Annotated in this window: 19 protein-coding genes; all 19 read left to right on the top strand. The window is 42.4% G+C overall.

Annotation, left to right across the window (positions count from 1 at the left end; translation table 11 throughout):
- Positions 1–17: 17 nt before the first annotated feature.
- On the top strand, positions 18–872 hold the full coding sequence (gene ylqF, locus A3M5_RS0103270; RefSeq protein WP_018392328.1) for a ribosome biogenesis GTPase YlqF: 855 nt from the start codon (positions 18–20) through the stop codon (positions 870–872).
- A 70-nt stretch (positions 873–942) separates the two neighbouring features.
- Positions 943–1,710 (top strand): ribonuclease HII, encoded by a 768-nt coding sequence (gene rnhB / locus A3M5_RS0103275; RefSeq protein ID WP_018392329.1) that lies wholly within the window; start codon positions 943–945, stop codon positions 1,708–1,710.
- Positions 1,711–1,733: 23 nt separating this feature from the next.
- On the top strand, positions 1,734–3,611 hold the full coding sequence (locus A3M5_RS0103280; RefSeq protein ID WP_018392330.1) for a TP0910 N-terminal domain-containing protein: 1,878 nt from the start codon (positions 1,734–1,736) through the stop codon (positions 3,609–3,611).
- A complete protein-coding gene (locus A3M5_RS0103285; RefSeq protein ID WP_018392331.1) occupies positions 3,608–3,880 on the top strand; it encodes an EscU/YscU/HrcU family type III secretion system export apparatus switch protein in 273 nt (90 codons plus the stop codon). Before A3M5_RS0103280 ends, A3M5_RS0103285 begins: the two co-directional genes overlap by 4 nt.
- Before the next feature lie 153 nt (positions 3,881–4,033).
- Positions 4,034–5,194, top strand: a complete 1,161-nt coding sequence (gene sucC, locus A3M5_RS0103290; RefSeq protein WP_018392332.1) for an ADP-forming succinate--CoA ligase subunit beta — start codon at positions 4,034–4,036, stop codon at positions 5,192–5,194.
- A gap of 34 nt (positions 5,195–5,228) precedes the next feature.
- Entirely contained in the window at positions 5,229–6,131 is a 903-nt protein-coding gene (gene sucD / locus A3M5_RS0103295) for a succinate--CoA ligase subunit alpha (RefSeq protein ID WP_018392333.1), read from the top strand.
- A 71-nt stretch (positions 6,132–6,202) separates the two neighbouring features.
- Positions 6,203–7,072 (top strand): DNA-processing protein DprA, encoded by an 870-nt coding sequence (dprA, locus tag A3M5_RS0103300; protein WP_018392334.1) that lies wholly within the window; start codon positions 6,203–6,205, stop codon positions 7,070–7,072.
- Between the two features lie 221 nt (positions 7,073–7,293).
- The gene (gene topA / locus A3M5_RS0103305; RefSeq protein ID WP_018392335.1) at positions 7,294–9,372 is read left to right on the top strand and encodes a type I DNA topoisomerase; all 2,079 of its coding nucleotides are present in this window, start codon (positions 7,294–7,296) and stop codon (positions 9,370–9,372) included.
- 151 nt (positions 9,373–9,523) lie between these two features.
- On the top strand, positions 9,524–10,828 hold the full coding sequence (gene trmFO, locus A3M5_RS0103310; protein WP_018392336.1) for an FADH(2)-oxidizing methylenetetrahydrofolate--tRNA-(uracil(54)-C(5))-methyltransferase TrmFO: 1,305 nt from the start codon (positions 9,524–9,526) through the stop codon (positions 10,826–10,828).
- A 70-nt stretch (positions 10,829–10,898) separates the two neighbouring features.
- Positions 10,899–11,798, top strand: coding sequence for a tyrosine recombinase XerC (xerC, locus tag A3M5_RS0103315; protein WP_018392337.1), 900 nt, complete (start codon positions 10,899–10,901; stop codon positions 11,796–11,798).
- Between the two features lie 17 nt (positions 11,799–11,815).
- Complete coding sequence (gene hslV, locus A3M5_RS0103320) at positions 11,816–12,358, top strand: ATP-dependent protease subunit HslV (RefSeq protein WP_018392338.1); 543 nt, start codon at positions 11,816–11,818, stop codon at positions 12,356–12,358.
- A gap of 11 nt (positions 12,359–12,369) precedes the next feature.
- Complete coding sequence (gene hslU, locus A3M5_RS0103325) at positions 12,370–13,779, top strand: ATP-dependent protease ATPase subunit HslU (protein ID WP_018392339.1); 1,410 nt, start codon at positions 12,370–12,372, stop codon at positions 13,777–13,779.
- A gap of 23 nt (positions 13,780–13,802) precedes the next feature.
- Positions 13,803–14,585 carry a GTP-sensing pleiotropic transcriptional regulator CodY gene (codY, locus tag A3M5_RS0103330; RefSeq protein ID WP_018392340.1) on the top strand — a complete coding sequence of 261 codons (783 nt, stop codon included), beginning with the start codon at positions 13,803–13,805 and terminating at the stop codon, positions 14,583–14,585.
- 239 nt (positions 14,586–14,824) lie between these two features.
- Complete coding sequence (flgB, locus tag A3M5_RS0103335) at positions 14,825–15,211, top strand: flagellar basal body rod protein FlgB (protein WP_018392341.1); 387 nt, start codon at positions 14,825–14,827, stop codon at positions 15,209–15,211.
- A gap of 2 nt (positions 15,212–15,213) precedes the next feature.
- Entirely contained in the window at positions 15,214–15,660 is a 447-nt protein-coding gene (flgC, locus tag A3M5_RS0103340; RefSeq protein WP_018392342.1) for a flagellar basal body rod protein FlgC, read from the top strand.
- A gap of 16 nt (positions 15,661–15,676) precedes the next feature.
- On the top strand, positions 15,677–15,982 hold the full coding sequence (fliE, locus tag A3M5_RS0103345) for a flagellar hook-basal body complex protein FliE (RefSeq protein WP_018392343.1): 306 nt from the start codon (positions 15,677–15,679) through the stop codon (positions 15,980–15,982).
- 37 nt (positions 15,983–16,019) lie between these two features.
- Positions 16,020–17,597, top strand: coding sequence for a flagellar basal-body MS-ring/collar protein FliF (gene fliF / locus A3M5_RS0103350; RefSeq protein WP_018392344.1), 1,578 nt, complete (start codon positions 16,020–16,022; stop codon positions 17,595–17,597).
- Between the two features lie 11 nt (positions 17,598–17,608).
- Positions 17,609–18,622, top strand: coding sequence for a flagellar motor switch protein FliG (gene fliG / locus A3M5_RS0103355; protein ID WP_018392345.1), 1,014 nt, complete (start codon positions 17,609–17,611; stop codon positions 18,620–18,622).
- Positions 18,615–19,373: a flagellar assembly protein FliH gene (fliH, locus tag A3M5_RS0103360; protein ID WP_018392346.1), complete on the top strand. Its 759-nt coding sequence runs from the start codon at positions 18,615–18,617 to the stop codon at positions 19,371–19,373. Before fliG ends, fliH begins: the two co-directional genes overlap by 8 nt.
- Positions 19,374–19,376 lie beyond the last annotated feature (3 nt).

The following is a 19,376-nucleotide window of genomic DNA, read 5'->3' on the forward strand; positions in this document are numbered from 1 at the left end:
GAAAGGATGGTATGAGTTTGACGATTCAATGGTTTCCTGGTCATATGGCCAAAGCACGGCGGCAAGTAACGGAAAAATTAAAATTAGTGGATATTATTTTTGAACTTGTAGATGCGAGACTCCCATTGTCATCACGCAACCCGATGATTGATGAAATTGTCAATCAAAAACCGCGTCTCGTTATTTTAAATAAAGAAGACATGGCTGATCCCGTGATGACGAAAGAATGGATCCGCTATTTTAAAGAACAAGGTATTGAAGCAGTGTCCGTCAATTCACAGGCGGGCAATGGGCTTGATAAAATGGTGAAAGCAGCAGAAGGTATTTTAAAAGAAAAGTTCGATCGGATGCGTTCGCGTGGGATAAAACCGCGTGCAATGCGGGCGATGATTGTTGGTATTCCAAATGTCGGGAAATCGACGCTTATTAATCGGATTGCAAAAAAAAATATTGCTAAAACAGGTAATATGCCAGGGGTAACGAAAGCGCAGCAGTGGATTAAAACAGCGCAGCACCTTGAATTGCTTGATACACCAGGTATTTTATGGCCGAAATTTGAAGATCCGGAAACGGGCTATAAACTTGCTTTGACAGGTGCGATTAAAGATGCGATTTTAAATCTACAGGATGTAGCGATTTACGGTCTTCGTTATTTGGAAGAACGATATCCAGCACGTCTTGAAGAACGATATGGATTTGCGGTATTGTCGGAAGATATGGCGTACGTGTTTCATCAAATTGGCGAGCGGCGCGGCTGTCTTGGGTCGGGCGGCGAAGTGGACTACGATAAAGTGACGGACATCATGATCCGTGATGTGCGTAGCGGTCAATTCGGCCGGCTTACATTCGATATTCCACCGGAAAAAGCGTGAAGGACTGCCTTCACGCTTTTTTTGTGTAAAAAAAATAGAAACGACCGATAAAAAGAACAGGGAGATGTATATGGCAAAAGAAACGATTGCATTTATTAAAGAACAGTTGTCTGTTATAAAGACAACAGACGACTCTCGTTTGTCCTTCTGGAAAAATGACGAACGAAAAGGGGTGCAGGCAGCTATTACAGCCTGTATACGCCGTCTTGAAAGAGAAAGAAAGGAAGAGGACCGCCTGCATCAAATCATGGCGTATGAACGTGCAGAGCAGGCAAAAGGAGTCTGTATCATCGCAGGCATTGATGAAGCAGGAAGGGGACCGCTTGCTGGCCCGGTCGTCGCAGCGGCCTGCATTTTGCCAGAAGGTTTTTTACCAGAAGGTATAAACGACTCAAAAAAATTAAGTGAAACGGCCCGTGATCATTTATATGAATTAATTATGAAGAACTGCCAGACAGGCGTCGGTATTATTAGTGCAGACGAAATTGATCAAATCAATATATACGAAGCGACTAAAAAAGCGATGATTGAAGCTGTGAAGGCACTTCCTGCGACCCCTGACCACCTTTTTGTAGACGCAATGGTGATTCCGGTTGATATTCATCAGACGTCGATTATTAAAGGAGATGCAAAAAGTGCATCGATTGCGGCTGCATCGATTATCGCAAAAGTGACAAGAGACCGGTTGATGAAAGAATATGCACGTCAATATCCTGGTTATGGATTTGAAAAAAACATGGGCTATGGAACACGGGAGCATTTACTCGGGCTTGAGAAATATGGCATCACACCTCAGCATCGCAAAACGTTTGCACCTGTAAAAGAAATGCTTCAATAATGATGTAAGAAGAGGTGACGAGTATGGAGATCGGTCAATCGGCGATTCAAAGGGGAGTTAGAGCACAGCTAGGGCGCAATCCGGTTGACATGTTGAACGAAGGACAAATTTTTTCTGGGAAAGTGATGAAACTACTGCCAGGGCAAATGGCCGAGCTGGTGGTCTTCGGTCAGCAGATCACTACCCAGCTTGAAGTGCCGCTTCAAGCGGGCGGGCGTTACTTTTTCCAGGTTGCTTCCCTTAAAGGAGCGATGCAGTTAAAAGTCGTGTCGGATAATGCGCCGATGCAGCGAACGCCCGACCAAGCGGCTGCGTTGCTTGAAAAATTACAGATACCGGTCACGAAAGAAAGCGTCGTTTTCACTGCACTTGCGATTGAAATGGGCCAGCCGCTTTCAAAAGATAGCATTCAGTTTGGCTCAGCTTGGCTATCAAAAGCGGGTCTGAAAGATGGAATGGAAGCACTCCGGTTTATGTTCAGCCGCAATTTACCGATTACAGAAAATGTCTTTCAGGCACTCGTATCAGCTCGTTCAACTGAATCATTGACTGGCAAGTTAGAAGCACTCCAACATACGCTCGTGAAACTAGGGGATATGCCAGAAGCAACGGCTGCACTTAATCGGCTGCTTGGGGAACCAACTTCATCAGGAAAAACAGCTGCTAGCCTGTTGTTAGATGTAAATGCAAAAGCGGTCCATCTGGCGGCAGCTCTTTCAACTGGCAGTCTATCTGAAAAAGTGGCGGCTGTTCAAATACTGAAACAAGTATTGAACATGCCGGCCTCATCCGCTGATGTGCCAAAACAGCTAGCCTCTATTGTGAAAAACAATTTGACGACAAGCAGATCGCCGGCCTCCATTGTAGCTGCTAATATACAGGAACAGCCAGTCACAGTGAAAAATAACGAAACAACAAATAGTCCGTCTGTTCAGCCGGTGCAAATGATGAAAGAAATGCTCGTTCAGCTGGCAGTCAAGCCGGTAACACTGGAGACAATTGCTTCATTTAAAGAAGCTGTGTTCCAGTCTATTCCGGCAAATCATCCAGACAGAGCAGCCCTTATGCAGCAAGTAACGCAATTGACCGATCAGTTAACGAAAGATGTACCTGCTGTAAACAGACAAATTGCTTCGTTATTTCAACTCGCTTTTTCCATTGCAGCGACAGTACCTGAGCAAGCGGCGGTACGAATGGCGCTGTTGCTTGGCACGGATGCATGGCCAATTGAAGAACCGCAAGTGCTGCCGATACATGTTAATGGAAAAGACGTGGCGGTTGCATTGAGAGATGCTTTTCGACTGCTCGGCATTGATCACGAAGCAATTATCACGTCTAAAAATCAGCCGGAAGCAATGCAGCAAAATGTAAAGCAGGAGCTCCTGAAGCTCATGATAGAAACGATACCGGCACCGATTCGTGAAGCAGCCGAGCAAATTGTTGGCCGGTTGAATGCACAGCATATTTTATCTGCAGAATCTGGCCCGCTTCAGCAGCTCGTTATGCAAGTGCCGTTTCAATTTGCTGCTTTTCAAGGAGATGTCACGATCAAATGGAGCGGTAAAAAGAAGTCAAATGGAAAAATTGATGCTGATTATTGCCGCGTATTATTTTATGTGGATATGACCAATTTGAAAAATACGGTCATCGATATGCAGGTGCAAAACCGAATCATTCATTTAAACATCGTCGCGGCCGCCGCACCGTCTTTGTTAAAACAAATGAGCATAAATACGATGGATCGTCTAAAAGAAGCACTTGAAGAACACGGGTACCGGTTGTCAGGTGTTCAATTTAAAGAGCCGTCTGAAGAAGAAGCGACGCAGAGACACGGAACGAAACCGCCGCTCGCCTGTGTTATGGACGATGAAGGATATTTGGGGGTAGACATACGTATATGAAACCGGCTAACCGTAAACAGGCAGCTGCGCTTTCCTACAACCCAGGTGTAGTCGGAGCACCGACTGTCACAGCGAAGGGAAAAGGGCTAATTGCCGAAAAAATTATTGAAACAGCGAAAGAAAATAATATTCCAATTCAAGAAGATCCCGGACTCGTTGAACTGCTTGGTCAGCTTGAGATAAATGAAGCAATTCCAGAAGATTTGTATCAGGCAGTTGCCGAGGTATTTGCATTCATTTATCGTCTTGACCGGTGCTTTGACGAATAACATTATAAGCATTTTGTGAAATTGTTCCGCGCTTGAAAAAGAGACCGTTTTTTTTTGTTCAAAAACTAGACATAATATCATTTTTTAACTACAATGAAGTCGCAGTCTGTTTTGTTTATATACTATGTTTTGAGATCGATAGGAGGCTGGATGATGAATATTCATGAGTATCAGGGTAAAGAAGTTCTCAGAAGCTACGGCGTTGCTGTACCAAATGGGAAAGTTGCATTTTCCGTTGAAGAAGCGGTTGAAGCAGCAAAAGAACTAGGCACAACGGTAAACGTTGTTAAAGCACAGATTCATGCGGGCGGCCGCGGAAAAGCGGGCGGCGTAAAAGTCGCAAAAAATCTTGATGAAGTGCGTACATATGCAGAAGAAATTCTCGGCAAAACGCTTGTCACACACCAGACAGGCCCTGAAGGTAAAGAAGTAAAGCGTCTTCTTATTGAAGAAGGATGCGATATTAAGAAAGAATACTACATCGGTCTTGTTTTGGATCGTGCAACGTCACAGGTTGTCTTAATGGCATCTGAAGAAGGCGGAACAGAAATTGAGGAAGTGGCAGAAGCAACACCGGAAAAAATCTTTAAAGAATACATTGACCCGATTATAGGCCTTAGCCCGTTTCAGGCACGTCGTGTAGCATTTAACATTAACATCCCACAAGAGCTTGTCGGACAGGCTGTTAAATTCATGATAAGCCTTTATACAGCTTTTATAGACAAAGACTGTTCTATTGCAGAAATCAATCCACTTGTTGTGACTGGTGATGGTAAAGTCATGGCGCTTGATGCAAAGTTAAACTTTGATGCAAATGCATTGTATCGCCATAAAGATATTTTAGCATACCGCGATCTTGAGGAAGAAGACAAAAAAGAAATTGAAGCATCTAAATACGACTTAAGCTACATTTCTCTCGGCGGTAACATCGGCTGTATGGTAAATGGTGCAGGTCTTGCGATGGCGACGATGGATATTATTAAACATTACAGTGGCGATCCGGCAAACTTTCTTGATGTTGGAGGCGGTGCAACAGCTGAAAAAGTAACAGAAGCATTCAAAATTATCCTATCTGATGAAAATGTGAAAGGGATTTTCGTTAACATTTTCGGTGGAATTATGAAATGTGATATCATCGCAACAGGCGTTGTTGAAGCAGCGAAACAGGTCAGCCTGTCTGTACCGCTCGTTGTCCGTCTTGAAGGAACAAATGTCGATGCAGGTAAAGAGATCTTGAATCAATCTGGTCTTGACATTGTTTCAGCTGATTCAATGGCTGATGGCGCCCAAAAAATCGTTAGTCTCGTAAAATAATAATGATGTTGACAATAGAAAGGCAGGTACAGGCATGAGTGTATTTATTAACAAAGATACAAAGGTAATCGTTCAAGGTATTACGGGCTCGACTGCTCTTTTCCATACGAAGCAAATGCTTGAATACGGAACAAAAATCGTCGGCGGCGTAACGCCTGGTAAAGGCGGTTTAGAAGTGGAAGGCGTGCCGGTATTTAATACGCTTGCTGAAGCAGTAAAAGAAACAGGCGCAAATGCATCAGTTATTTACGTACCGGCTCCATTCGCAGCAGATGCGATTTTGGAGGCGGTTGATGCTGATCTCGATCTTGCTATCTGTATTACAGAGCATATTCCAGTGTTGGATATGGTCAAAGTAAAACGTTACATGCAAGGCAAGAAAACACGCCTTGTAGGGCCGAACTGTCCGGGTGTTATAACGCCAGATGAGTGCAAAATCGGCATTATGCCTGGCTACATCCATACAAAAGGTCATGTCGGCGTTGTTTCACGCTCCGGCACATTGACGTATGAAGCCGTTCACCAACTGACACAGGCGGGCATTGGCCAGTCAACAGCTGTCGGTATCGGTGGCGATCCGGTAAATGGTACAGACTTCATCGATGTTTTAAAAGCATTTAATGAAGACCCGGAAACAAAAGCCGTAATTATGATCGGTGAAATTGGTGGTACAGCAGAAGAGGAAGCGGCTGAGTGGGTAAAAGCGAACATGACGAAACCGGTTGTCGGCTTCATCGGCGGACGTACAGCTCCTCCAGGGAAACGCATGGGCCATGCTGGTGCGATCATTTCAGGCGGTAAAGGTACAGCAGACGAAAAAATCCGCGTAATGAACGAATGTGGTATTCAAGTAGCGGAAACGCCATCTGTTATGGGTGAAACGCTTATTAAAGTTTTGGAAGAAAAAGGACTTTTAGCTGAGTGCAAAACACATTAAAATACCGAATAGGTACCTGTCTCTTGTACAGGTGCCTTATTTTGCTATGGACAAAAAGGAGGGGAAAAAGCATGAACGATACAACAAAATATTTGCTACTGCTTTACTATTGCAAAGGACCTGGGTGGAAAGATTTTTATTATTTATTTAAACATGATCCGGATTTAATGCTTTTGCCTAAAATCACACCATCTCAATTTTCCTATCTCACCGGCCGCTCCGAACTTCAGTCCGCCTCCATTTTACAGCAGTTTCATTCACTCTCTTTCGAGCACATTTTATCTTCACTCGCCCGTTCAAATACACATTTTATCCCGATCTACGATGAACGTTACCCGGACTTGTTAAAAACATTGCCACAACCGCCCTGGGCGTTGTTTGCAAGAGGGGACTTGACTTTATTGAAGGGGAAAAATCTGGCTATTGTTGGTTCCCGCCATGGTACCCAATATGGAAAAGACGCACTGAAGCTGCTCATTCCACCACTCGTTGAAAAAAATATAACGGTAGTCAGCGGTCTTGCGAAAGGAATTGATGCGTTTGCCCATGAGCAGACACTGCATTCATGTGGCAAGACAATCGCTGTTATCGCCGGCGGATTCAATCATTTTTATCCGCGTGAAAATGTTGGTCTTGCTCAGCAAATTATTAAACATGGACTCGTTGTCTCAGAATATGCACCGACAACAAAACCGGAAAAATGGCAGTTTCCAGCAAGAAATAGGATCGTTAGCGGATTATCTAAAGCAGTGCTCGTTGTACAGGCAGCGAAAAAAAGCGGCTCACTCATAACTGCATCATATGCCCTAGATCAGGGAATGGACGTGTTTGCCGTGCCAGGGCCGATTACACAGCCTTTGTCTGAAGGTGTTCATGAGCTTATTAGGGACGGTGCAAAAATCGTCCATTCAGCAGCAGATATTTACACAGAGTTTGATTAACTTTTTAAAAAATTATAGCACCTTTGTATAAAAATAGTTGCAATTCCTGCTAATATCATATAGATTTTGCAACAGAATGATTTTTACGAAACATGTTCTGTTTTGCAACATAGAGAGCTTGAAAATGAATGACACAAACAATAATCGTTTGACAAACATGGACTGTACGCATAATAATATGTCTAATTATTCATTTCACCTCTCGGGGGAGGTTTTATCTTATGTCGGATTATTTAGTAATAGTAGAATCCCCGGCGAAAGCGAAGACAATTGAGCGCTATCTCGGGAAAAACTACAAAGTTCGGGCATCGATGGGGCACGTTCGCGATTTGCCGAAAAGTCAGATGGGTGTCGATACGGGCAATAACTACGAGCCAAAATACATTACTATTCGCGGGAAAGGTCCCGTGTTAAAAGAATTGAAAAGTGCCGCTAAAAAAGCGAAAAAAATTTATCTGGCAGCTGACCCGGATCGCGAAGGGGAAGCGATTGCATGGCATCTGGCACATTCACTTAATATCGAGACGTCATCAGATTGCCGGGTTGTGTTTAACGAAATTACAAAAGATGCTATTAAAGAATCATTTAAGCATCCGCGTCCGATTAATATGGATCTTGTCGATGCACAGCAGGCGCGCCGTATTTTAGACCGGCTTGTCGGCTATAACATTAGCCCGCTTCTCTGGAAAAAAGTGAAAAAAGGCTTGAGCGCCGGCCGTGTACAATCTGTTGCGCTCCGACTGATCATTGATCGGGAAAATGAGATAAAAGCATTTATTCCAGAAGAATACTGGACGATTGAAGCACAATTTATAAAAGGCACTGATACATTCCAGGCATCGTTTTACGGAATGAATGGCAAAAAAACAAAACTAGCTTCGGAAGAAGACATGAAAAATGTGCTGTCAGCCATTCAAGGAAATGATTTTGACGTTGCATCTGTAACGAAAAAAGAACGCCGCCGTAACCCTGCTTCGCCGTTTATAACATCCTCGCTTCAGCAGGAAGCCGCTCGTAAATTAAATTTCCGTGCGAAGAAAACGATGATGCTTGCCCAGCAATTATATGAAGGAATTGATCTCGGCAAAGAAGGTACGGTCGGATTAATTACGTATATGAGAACAGATTCAACACGTGTATCAGAAGTCGCACAGGCAGAAAGCCGTTCTTATATTGTGTCTCAATACGGAAACGAATATGTGAAAGAGCTGGGACAGAAAATAGAAGCAAAAAAACCAAATGCGCAGGATGCGCATGAAGCGATCAGACCTACAAGCATGCTCCGTGAGCCATCTACACTGAAAGACTTTTTGTCGCGTGATCAGCTGCGACTTTACAAATTAATCTGGGAACGATTTGTTGCCAGTCAAATGGCAGCAGCCGTGATGGATACAGTAAGTGCCGATATTGTCAACGGGGAGGTCATGTTCCGAGCAACGGGTTCAAAGGTGAAATTCCAAGGCTTTATGAAAGTATATGTAGAAGGCTCGGATGATGCGAAAGAAGAAAAAGAAAACTTTCTTCCGAATCTGGAAGAAGGTGACGGCGTGAAGTCAGGTGAGATTGATCCGAAGCAGCATTTTACACAGCCACCGCCGCGCTACACAGAAGCTCGTCTCGTTAAAACGCTTGAAGAGCTCGGCATAGGCCGTCCGTCCACATTTGCACCGACACTTGATACGATTCAGAAGCGCGGATATGTGGCGCTGGATAACAAACGCTTCGTACCGACAGAACTCGGAGGCATTGTCCACGAACTAATGGTTGAGTTTTTCGCAGACATTATTGATGTTGAATTCACGGTGAAAATGGAGCACGATCTTGATAACGTAGAAGATGGTGTGAAAGAATGGGTTGCGGTCATAGACGAATTTTATAAAGGTTTTGAAGGCCATCTTGAAAAAGCAGAAAAAGAGATGGAACAAGTTGAAATTAAAGACGAGCCGGCCGGTGAAGACTGTGAAAAGTGCGGTCATGAAATGGTGTTTAAAATGGGTCGTTATGGAAAGTTTATGGCGTGCAGTAATTTTCCGGAGTGCCGGAACACGAAAGCGATCGTGAAGGAAATTGGTGTGAAATGTCCGAAATGTTCGGAAGGTAATATAATAGAAAGAAAAAGTAAAAAGCGCCGTATTTTTTACGGATGTGACCAGTTTCCTGAATGTGATTTCCTTTCGTGGGATAAACCGATTGAGCGGCCATGTCCGAAATGCAGCAAGATGCTCGTCGAGAAAAAGCTGAAAAAAGGTATCCAAATTCAATGCACAGAATGTGATTATAAAGAACAGCCTCAGTCATAGAATGTATAACAACTGTCTGAATCGGTTATGATTCAGACAGTTCTTTTAGTTGAATACAACATTTTTCTTTTTTTCTGCATACGAGTAGTGTAAAATGCTTAAAGGATGCATAGGTACGTACCTTTAATAGTAACAGCAGGAGGAAACAAACATGACTCAAACAATTAATGTAATCGGCGCTGGCTTAGCTGGCAGTGAAGCAGCATTTCAAATTGCAGAGCGCGGATTGCACGTCCATTTATATGAAATGCGTCCAGTGAAGCAAACACCGGCTCATCATACAGATCAATTTGCAGAGCTTGTCTGCAGTAACTCGCTGCGTTCAAATGGTTTGACGAATGCGGTGGGCGTATTGAAAGAAGAAATGCGCAAACTGGACTCAGTCATTATCAGTTCAGCTGACGCATGTGCAGTTCCAGCAGGCGGGGCGCTTGCAGTGGACCGTCATGAATTTGCTGGACACGTGACAGAGCGGGTAAAAAACCATCCGAATGTAACAGTGATCAACGAAGAAGTAACAGACATCCCGGAAGGCATTACGGTTATTGCAACAGGACCGCTTACAACAAGCGGTTTAGCTGAAAAAATTCAGATGTTAACAGGCGAAGACTATTTGTATTTTTATGATGCGGCTGCGCCGATTTTGGAAAAAGATAGTATTAACATGGACATTGTCTATTTGAAATCAAGATATGATAAAGGCGAAGCGGCCTATTTAAATTGTCCGATGAATGAAGAAGAGTTTGACCGTTTTTACGAAGCGTTAATCGCAGCTGAAACTGTACCACTGAAAGAATTTGAAAAAGAAATTTTCTTTGAAGGATGTATGCCGATTGAAGTAATGGCAAACCGCGGCAAAAAGACGATGCTTTTCGGTCCAATGAAGCCTGTTGGCCTTGAAGATCCACGCACTGGAAAACGTCCATATGCGGTTGTTCAGCTTCGCCAGGATAACGCGGCAGGTACGCTTTATAACATTGTTGGTTTTCAAACACATTTAAAATGGGGTCCACAAAAGGAAGTGCTTCAACTTATTCCAGGGCTTGAAAATGTTGAAATCGTCCGTTACGGTGTGATGCATCGTAACACATTTATTAATTCACCAAAAGCGTTATTATCAACCTATCAGCTGAAAGATCGTCCAAACTTATTCTTTGCCGGTCAGATGACCGGTGTGGAAGGATATGTCGAGTCCGCGGCAAGTGGATTGATGGCGGGTATAAATGCGGCACGGCTTGCAAATGGGCAAGAACCGGTTACGGCACCCGCTGAAACAGCAATCGGGGGCATGGCCCATTACATTACAAATGCAGCCGCCGATCATTTTCAGCCGATGAATGCAAATTTTGGTTTATTCCCTCCACTTCCAGTAAAAATAAAAGGGAAGAAAGAGCGATATGAAGCGCTTGCTGAACGAGCTTTAGAAACAATTCAAACTTTTTTGAAAACTTTGTAAACTTTATAAACTTTCTTGCAAGGGCTACTAACGTATGTTATCATGTAGTAGCCCTTTCTGAGGTGATAAAATGTCAAAACCTTTCAATAATTATACACATTCTTATTTTGCTTATTTGCAAATAGAAAAGAACAGCTCTGTCCACACGGTGAAAAATTACCGTGATGACCTAGAGCAATTTTTTATGTTTATGAATGAACAGCATATAGAAAAACTAACAGATGTAACACATCAAGATACTCGTCTTTATTTAACAAAACTGCATGAAAAAAAAATGGCTCGTGCGTCTGTATCTCGGAAAATTTCAGCACTTCGAGGATTTTACCGCTATTTAATGAGAGAATCGATTGTAGAAGAAAATCCATTTTTAAATGTGTATCGGCCGAAAGGTGCGAGAAAGCTGCCCTCTTTTTTTTATGAAGAAGAGATGAACGAATTGTTTGAAACAGTGCAGCAGACAGATAAATTGTCTATACGAAATAAAGCTTTGCTTGAATTAATGTATGGAACTGGTATTCGTGTAAGTGAATGTGCTGGACTCGAACTGAAAGATATTGATTTTGATCTTGGCGTGATTCTTGTTCACGGAAAAGGCGGCAACGAACGATATGTTCCCTTTGGTAGTTTTGCGGCAGAAGCATTAGAAGAGTATGTAAAATCAAGCCGGACTTCATTGATGAAAAACACCGATCATTCAATTCTGTTTGTCAATTTCCGCGGAGGTCCGCTGACAGCAGGAGGTATCCGCCACATTTTAACGGGATTAATGGAAAAAGCATCATTGTCCGGAAAAATTCATCCACATATGCTGCGGCATACTTTTGCGACGCATTTATTGAATAATGGAGCAGATATGCGGACGGTTCAGGAGCTGCTTGGGCACGCAAGCCTCTCATCTACGCAAATGTATACGCATGTAACGAAAGAACATTTACAAAAGACGTATATGAATCATCATCCGCGGGCATAAAGGAGAGAAAATAAATAATGGAACAATTTCACGCTACAACGATCTTTGCAGTAAAGCATAACGGTTCGTCCGCTATGTCAGGGGATGGACAAGTTACATTCGGCAATGCCGTCGTAATGAAACATACGGCTAAAAAGGTGCGTCGTCTCTTTAATGGAAAAGTCGTCGCAGGTTTTGCCGGTTCTGTTGCGGATGCTTTCACATTGTTTGAACTATTTGAAAAGCGGCTGGAGGAATATAGCGGTAATTTACAAAGGGCTGCTGTGGAACTGGCAAAAGAATGGCGTTCAGACAAAATGCTACGCCGATTAGAAGCGATGCTCATTGTAATGGACAAAGACAATTTGCTGCTTATTTCTGGTACAGGTGAAGTAATTGAACCAGATGATGGTATTCTGGCAATTGGTTCAGGTGGAAATTATGCATTGTCAGCGGGCCGGGCATTAAAGCAATACGCTTCTCATTTGTCTGCATTTGACATTGCGGAAGCATCGCTGAAAACAGCGGCTGATATATGCGTATACACAAACCATAACATTATTGTAGAAGAGCTTCAGTGAGGAGTGGGAAAATGAAAAGTAACGCACTGGAAATGACGCCGCGTCAAATCGTGGAGCGTCTTGATCAATATATTGTTGGACAGAAAGAAGCAAAAAAAGCAGTGGCCGTTGCACTGCGAAACAGGTACCGTCGCAGTTTGCTTGATGAAGCTCTCCGGGATGAAGTCATCCCCAAAAACATGCTCATGATCGGTCCGACTGGTGTCGGGAAAACAGAAATTGCAAGACGTATGGCTAAGCTTGCAGGCGCACCATTTATTAAAGTGGAAGCAACGAAATTTACGGAAGTAGGTTATGTCGGCCGCGATGTAGAATCAATGGTGCGGGATCTTGCTGAAACAGCTGTCCGTTTAGTAAAAGAAGAAAAAATGAATGCGGTGCGTGAACCGGCCAAAGAAGCTGCGAACTACCGCCTCGTTGAATTGCTTGTACCGTCCCGAAAAAAAGCAGCATCTGTAAAGAATCCGTTTGAAATGCTGTTTGGTGGAACGGGAGAACAACCAGCGGAAACAGATAATACGAAAGAAGATATGTCTCTTTTTGAAAAGCGCCGTGTAGTGGCGGAAAAACTTGCAGCAGGTGAATTGGAAAATGAAGTTATCACTGTAGAGATAGAGGAACAGCCACCTTCCATGTTTGATATGTTTCAAGGTTCGGGAATGGAACAGATGGGGATGAATATGCAAGATGCTCTCGGAGGATTAATTCCTAAAAAGAAAAAGAAGAGAAAGCTTCCGGTCAAGGACGCACGTAATGTGTTAGAGCAAGAAGAAGCTCAAAAGCTGATTGATATGGATGAAGTGACACAAGAAGCGCTAAACCGTGCGGAACAAACAGGCATTATATTTATTGACGAAGTGGATAAAATTGCTGTAAAAGGTGGATCGCAGGCGGGAGCGAATGTATCCCGTGAAGGCGTACAGCGCGATATTTTACCGATCGTTGAAGGTTCGACGATTGTGACGAAATACGGTACGGTAAAAACAGATTATATTTTATTTATAGCGGCCGGTGCTTTTCATATGTCGAAACCGTCGGATTTAATTCCAGAGCTGCAAGGGCGTTTCCCGATTCGTGTGGAACTTGAAAAATTAACAACGGATGATTTTGTCCGCATATTAGTAGAGCCAGACAATGCTCTTATAAAGCAATATAAAGCTTTACTTGAAACAGAAGGAATTCGTGTGGAATTTACAGATGATGCCGTACGGCGTCTTGCAGAAATAGCCTTTCACGTAAATGGAGAAACGGATAATATTGGTGCGCGCCGCCTTCATACTATTATGGAGAAATTGCTTGAAGACTTGTCATTTGAAGCTCCAGATGTGACGCTTGAACAAATAACGATTACACCACAATACGTAGATGAAAAATTATCAGCGATTTCACAAAATAAAGATTTAAGTGAATTTATTTTATAACTTGCGAAGGAGCAACTAACTAAATGAACCTTTTAGGTAAAACGAGAAAAATAAATAAAATGCTTCAAAATGCTGCAGGAAAATCGGTTAATTTTAAGGAAATGGCTGAATCGTTGTCAGACGTGATTGACGCCAATATATTTGTCGTCAGCCGGCGAGGCAAAGTACTCGGTTACAGCCTTTATCGGCAACTTGAAACGGAACGCATGAAGAAAATACTTATGGAAGAACGTCAATTTCCAGAACAGTATACAAAAAATTTATTTAGTATTACAGAAACATCATCCAATCTTGATATAAACAGTGAATATACAGCATTTCCTGTTGAAAACAAGGAATTATTCGAAAAAGGTTTAACGACGATTGTTCCCATTATTGGTGCAGGTGAGCGTTTCGGTACACTAGTGCTGTCACGCGTGGAAGAGCAGTTCCAAGATGATGATCTTATTTTGGCTGAATACGGTGCAACGATAGTCGGCATGGAAATTCTACGTGAAAAAGCAGAAGAAATGCAGGAAGAAGCTCGAAGCAAAGCGGTTGTACAGATGGCGATCAGTTCCCTTTCATATAGCGAATTAGAGGCAATTGAGCATATTTTTGAAGAATTGGACGGAAAAGAAGGGCTGCTTGTTGCATCGAAAATTGCAGACCGAGTTGGTATTACCCGCTCCGTTATCGTTAACGCGCTCCGTAAGCTTGAAAGCGCGGGTGTTATAGAATCGCGTTCACTCGGTATGAAAGGTACGTATATTAAAGTATTGAATGATAAATTTTTGATGGAATTAGAAAAAATAAAATCGAATTAATTGACATGACTTGCACTAGAAGCAAATATGCTTCTAGTGTTTTTTTTTTGAAAAACATTTAGTGAAATAGAGAAGGAGAATATATAATGAAAAAATAACAAAAATAAGATAAATGTGTCGTTTTTGAGAAAAAATTGTTAAGATTGTAAAGAAACGTGTAGGTAATTGTCTTTTATGATATATTTTTTAAAGAATATATATTATTAAGCAAGGGAATAAGAAAGATGGAGTGATAAAAGTTGAATCTCTTTTCAAATTCAATAACCTCTCTTGAGCACGGGTTAAACTATGCCTCATTGCAGCAAAAAGCGATTGCGAATAACATTGCCAATGTCGATACACCAAATTATAAATCTCAAGAAGTAAGTTTTAAACAAATTTTAGAAAAAAAGTCAGATTCATTACAGGCGAATCGTACAAATGAGCGTCATTTTACGTTATCATCTACTTCAGACGGTACCATCATTGCGAAAAGAAATCTTTCTTATAATGAGAGTGGAAATAATGTAGACATTGATCAAGAAATGTCGGATCTGGCGACTAATCAAATTTATTATAACGCGTTAACAGATCGTCTCAGCTCTAAGTTTTCATCGTTGTCAAATGTGATTAGGGGAGGCAGATAAACATGTTTAATGGGATGAATATCACGGCCTCTGCTTTAACGGCTCAGCGACTTCGTATGGACGTCGTTTCATCTAATATGGCCAATGTCGATTCAACGCGGGCTAAATTAGTGAACGGTGAGTGGCAGCCATATCAGCGGAAATCAGTCGTCTTACAGCCGAAAGAAGGATCTTTCGCTTCGTTTCTTAATATGGCGACAAATAAGGAAGAGACGGGTAATGGTGTGAAAGTAACGAAAATTTTAGAAGATACAGAGACACCGTTTAAAATGGTTTATGATCCCGAACACCCAGATGCAAATGGAGATGGCTATGTGAGTATGCCAAATGTCGACCCGCTTCGTGAAATGGTTGATTTAATGAGCGCGACCCGTTCTTATGAAGCGAACATAACGGTCTTTAACGCTTCAAAAGCAATGATGACAAAAGCACTTGAAATTGGAAAATAATAAGGAGAGGAATTAAATGGCGATTGAAGCATTAAATGCAGTCTCACCGAATGTAATTCAAAGTGGATCTCTGAAAAAAGTTTCAACACCGTACGAAGCACAGCAAAAGTTTGCTAGCTTTTTAAAAGATTCATTGAATGATGTCATGAAAACAGAAGCGGAATCTAATATGATGACAGATAAAATGATTAGAGGTGAGAACGTTGATATTCATCAAGTGATGACTGCGGCGCAAAAATCAGGCATCACGATGCAATTAACGATAGAAATGAGAAACAAAGCTGTAGAAGCGTATCAGGAAATCATGCGTATGCAAATTTAATTCATATATACAGCAATGAGGCAACCGGGGGATTGGAATGAACGAAAATATAAAACAGCAGCTAGCTAAAATAAAAGAATACTGGAACAGCCGCTCGAGGAAACAAAAAGCGATTGGTGTCGGTGCATTTACTTTTTTTGTCATCGGGCTGTCGCTTCTTGTTTTTTTTACGACGAGAACAACGATGGCTCCTCTGTATAGTGAATTATCGCCGTCTGAAATAGGTGCTGTCAAAGAAAACCTGGAGGGACGGGGAATCGCTTATGAAATTACGGATGGCGGTACAGGGATTCTCGTTCCTGAAGAAGCGGTCGATACGATAAAAGTGGATCTTGCTGCAGAAGGATTGCCGCAATCTGGTACGATTGATTACAGCTTTTTCAGTCAAAATGCAGGATTTGGTATGACAGATAACGAGTTTAATGTGCTGAAGCTTGACGCGATGCAAACAGAACTTGGCCAGCTAATTCAGGGCATTGATGGGGTGAAAAAAGCCAATGTCATGATTAACCTTCCACAGGAGCAAATATTTGTAACAGAAGAAGCGGAACAGGCATCAGCATCCGTTGTGTTAAATACAGAGCCAGGCTATGAGTTTGATGAAAAGAAAATTAAGTCCCTTTATCATCTCGTATCAAAAAGCGTGCCGAATCTCCCAGTTGAAAATATTGTTATTATGAACCAGAACTTCGAATATTACGATTTGGAGGGAAGCGGGGCTTCTTTCGCGGGTGATGGATATGCGCAGCAAATGGATGTCAAAAAGCAAATTGAACGTGACATTCAGCGTCAAGTGCAAAGTATGCTTGGCACATTGATGGGGCAGAACAAAGTAGCTGTGTCCGTTACAGCTGATGTGGATTTCACTCGGGAAAATAGAGAAGAAAACCTCGTTGAACCGGTTGATGAAGAAAATATGGAAGGCATCCAGATTAGCGCACAGCGTATTACGGAGACGTTTACAGGAGATGCAGCAAATGCGGCGGGCGGTATTCCACAGGCAGAAGACGCAGGAGATACAGCTACTACGTACATGGAAGGAGCAAATGGAACTGGCGATTATGAACGAAATGAAGAAACAATCAATAAAGAAGTGAATCGTATTCGCCGCCAAATTACAGAAAGCCCTTATAAAATCCGTGACCTTGGCATTCAAGTAATGGTCGAACCCCCTACAGCAGATGATCCAGAATCATTACCACAAGAGAATATTGATGATATCCAGCAAATGCTCGGCACGATTATCCGTACATCCGTCGATAAAGGATACAATGCGGATTTAACCGATCAAGCATTAGAAGGGAAAATTGCTGTTTCCGTTCAGCCTTTCAATGGAAAAGTTACATTTGAAGAAGAAACAAGCAGTACAATTCCATGGTGGGTATATGTGATCGGCGGCGTTCTTCTTTTAATTATCGGTGTCCTTGTATTTATGATGGTTAGAAGACGACGCGTGGAAGAAGAGGAAGAGTTTGAAGAAGAGCTGGCAGTCGAAACAGAAGATATTTTAACAGAAATAGAAGGCAGTACACGACGCAAGCAACTCGAAAAAATGGCAAAAGAAAAGCCAGAAGAATTTGCGAAGCTATTACGTACATGGCTGTCTGAGGAATAGGAGGATTACGAATGGCTGTAAGAGAGAAAAAACTAACGGGGAAACAAAAAGCTGCCATCCTGCTTATTTCCCTCGGACCGGATTACTCGGCTTCCATTTATAAACATTTATCTGAAGAAGAAATTGAGCGGCTGACGCTTGAAATTTCTGGTGTAAAAAAAGTCGACACCGAAATAAAAGAAGAGGTTTTTGAAGAGTTTCACAATATTGCTTTGGCGCAGGATTACATTTCTCAAGGTGGAATTGGATATGCGAAAACAGTGCTTGAAAAAGCGCTCGGTCCGGAACAGGCACAAAACATTATTAATCGACTTACATCGTCGCTGCAAGTTAGACCGTTTGACTTTGCACGGCGAGCGGATGCCGGACAAATTTTAAATTTTATACAAAATGAGCACCCACAGACGATTTCGCTCATTTTGTCTTACCTTGATCCCCAGCAGGCTGGCCAGATTTTGTCTGAGCTCCCGCAGGAAGTACAGGCGGACATTGCGAAGCGGATTGCGATTATGGACAGTACATCGCCAGAGATTATTAATGAAGTAGAAGCGATTTTAGAACGTAAATTAAGCTCAACTGTCACGCAAGATTACACGCAGACCGGTGGCGTAGAAGCAGTCGTTGAAGTGTTGAATGGCGTTGACCGGGCAACGGAGAAAACGATTCTCGATGCACTTGAAATTCAAGATCCAGAGCTTGCGGAAGAAATTAAAAAGCGGATGTTCGTCTTTGAAGATATTGTTACGCTTGATAATCGTTCGATTCAGCGTGTCATACGCGACTGTGAAAATGAAGATTTGTTATTGTCATTGAAAGTATCAAGCGACGAAGTAAAAGAAGTTGTTTTCCGAAATATGTCACAGCGAATGGTTGAGACATTTAAGGAGGAAATGGAATATATGGGACCTGTTCGTCTACGTGATGTAGAGGAGGCACAGTCACGTATTGTAGCAACGATTCGACGACTTGAAGAGACAGGGGAAATCATCATCGCCCGTGGTGGAGGAGATGATATTATTGTCTAGAGTCATTCGTCCGGACCATATGATATCAACAGAAAAACCGAAACGAGTAATCGGGATTAAATCGATACATACAGACCATGAATTTCGGGAAGAAGCAACACCTGATTATGAACACGAACGATCGGCCGTCATTCAAGAAGCAAATGGAAGAGCCCAGTCTATTATTGAGCAGGCAGAATCCGAGAAAAAGCGTATCATGGAAGAAGCAGAAGCATGGCAGGCGGAATGGGAACGGGAAAAAGCGAGAATTCAAACGGAAGCATATCAGGCTGCTTTTGAGCAAGGTGCTATAGAAGGCCGTGAATCTGGCTACCGTGATATGAATTCGCTGATTGAAGAAGCAAAGTCAACGGTTGCTTCCTCTAAGATTGAGTATAAAAAAAATGTCGAACGATCTGAACAAACAATCCTTAATCTAGCTCTCGTCTGTGCGGAAAAAATTCTTCAGACAGAGTTGGAAGGTAATGAAGAATTGTTTATGAGTATCGTAAAGTCGGCTATTAAGGAAGTAAGAGAACAAAAAGAAGTCCAAATTCACGTCCACCCGACTCGATATTCATTTGTTGTATCACAGAAAGATGAAATTGAAGCATTATTTCCAGGCGGAATTAATTGTTATATTTTCCCAAATGAGGAAGCGGAAGAAGAGGCTTGCTTTGTAGAAACAACTAGCGGCCGAATTGATGCGAGTATTGATGCGCAGCTACAGCAGCTAAGGAAAACTTTATTTGACATACTGGAGAGAGAATAAGCG

Source organism: Bacillus sp. 37MA, assembly GCF_000372765.1.
Classification (GTDB): Bacteria; Bacillota; Bacilli; order Bacillales; family Domibacillaceae; genus Domibacillus; species Domibacillus aminovorans.